We start from the raw sequence: 1,584 nt of genomic DNA, 5'->3' as shown, positions 1-1,584 counted from the left end.
GCGCAAAGCGCGACCGAACGGGCAGCCTCTTCGGCGGTAAGCGCGAGCGGCTTTTCGCAGAAGACGTGCTTGCCTGCCGCGACGGCCTTGGCGATCTGATCCGTGTGCAGCGAGTGCGGCGTCGCCAGCACGACAGCCTCGACCTTGGGATCGTTCAGCGCATCCGCGTAATCCGCGCTGAGCGTCACGCCCTTCTCGGCGCAGAGATCGCGCACCGCGTCCATGTTCGGCTCCACCGCGCGGACGACCGTGATGTCGTCGGGGGCGCTCGACAGAACGGCGAGCATCTTCTGCCCCCACCACCCCATGCCCACGAGGGCGATTTTGACCGGCCCCGACATCAGCGATTGTCCACGCGCTTGGAGAACGGACGGATCGAGACGGACTTCCACAGACCGACCTTCGCGAAGGGGTCGTTGCGGTTGAACTCTTCGACCTCTGCGAGGCTGTCGGCCTCCAGCACGAAGCAGCTGCCGATCATGGTTTCCTCGTCATCCGCCAGAAGCGGGCCCGAGATCACCGTCTTCACCGGCGCCTGAGCCAGATAGGCCTTGTGGTCCTCGTAATTGGCCAGCCGCTTGTCGACGGCACCGTCATGGTCGAGGCAATGGATCACGTAATGCATTGTGGTCTCCTCAGTTTCCGGCCGGAATGATCTTGCGCGCGCGCAGCTCGTCGAAGACGTCGAAGAAGCTGTCGGGCGTGCTCTGATAGGCGTCGAAACCCAGCTTCCGGCTGTTGGTCATGTCGGTGAAGCATTCCAGCTCGCGGCCGAGATCGGCGTCGCTGTGCCACCACGAAGCCAGCTTGGTCACAGGGATGTCCTGCAGCCCATATTGAGCCACCATCTCGGACCAGATCGCGGGCGCATCCGCCATCTGCTCTTCGAGGGGCGTCGTGTGACCGGGGTATTCCGCGACCTCGAGGCCGAAATACTCGGCGATCCGCGCCCAGAGCCACGTCCAGCGGAAGACATCGCCATTTGCGGTATTGAAGGGCGTGTTCGCAGCTTCCGGCGTCGTCGCGGCCCAGTAGAACTGTTTGGCGAGGATGCGCGCGTCGGTCACGTCGGTGACCGCGTTATATTGCTCGGGCGAACCGGGATAGAGGAACGGCTTGCCGGTGTGCTTGCAGATCGAGGCATAGACCGCGAGCGTCACTGCCATGTTCATGTAGTTGCCGACGGTAAAGCCGATCATCGTATGCGGGCGGTGGACCGACCAGGTGAAGCCGTATTTCTCGGCCATCTCCAGCAGCACATCTTCCTGCGCGTAGTAGAAGTTCGGCCCCGGCAGACGCGGGCTCGATTCGAGGAAGGGCGTGTAGGGCGTGACCTTGGCGTAATCGTCGAACGAACCGAGGTAATGCTTGAGGCCCGTCACCAGCGCGCCGTGCTTGATCGGCGCGCCTGCGATCCCCTCGAAGAGGTTGCGCACCATCATCCCGTTCACGCGGACATTCTCTTCCTCGTTGGCCTGACGCGACCAGGTGCAATAGAACACATGCGTCACGTCCTTGGCCGCAGCCAGCGCGGCCTTGCTGGCTTCCGCATCGGTCAGGTCTGCGGCAATGTGCCGGTCGGAC

General features: G+C 63.3%; 3 protein-coding genes. All 3 read right to left on the bottom strand.

Annotated features, from left to right (window positions below):
• Positions 1-341, bottom strand: a 341-nt coding sequence (locus ABGX75_RS15540) for a Gfo/Idh/MocA family oxidoreductase (protein ID WP_347411455.1), incomplete at its 3' end; no start/stop codon positions are given.
• Positions 341-625 (bottom strand): YciI family protein, encoded by a 285-nt coding sequence (locus ABGX75_RS15535; protein WP_078522957.1) that lies wholly within the window; start codon positions 623-625, stop codon positions 341-343. The genes ABGX75_RS15535 and ABGX75_RS15540, both read right to left, overlap by 1 nt.
• A 10-nt stretch (positions 626-635) precedes the next feature.
• The coding region (locus ABGX75_RS15530) for an SDR family oxidoreductase (RefSeq protein WP_347411454.1) at positions 636-1,584 on the bottom strand (949 nt) is incomplete at its 5' end.

Source organism: Chromohalobacter sp. (genome assembly GCF_039830575.1).
GTDB lineage: Bacteria > Pseudomonadota > Gammaproteobacteria > Pseudomonadales > Halomonadaceae > Chromohalobacter > Chromohalobacter israelensis.
This window is presented reverse-complemented; position numbering and strand designations above follow the sequence as displayed.

Bases quoted from the DNA above. Each gene is read 5' to 3' on its own strand.
- ABGX75_RS15535 (WP_078522957.1), bottom strand. From the start codon at position 625: ATGCATTACGTGATCCATTGCCTCGACCATGACGGTGCCGTCGACAAG.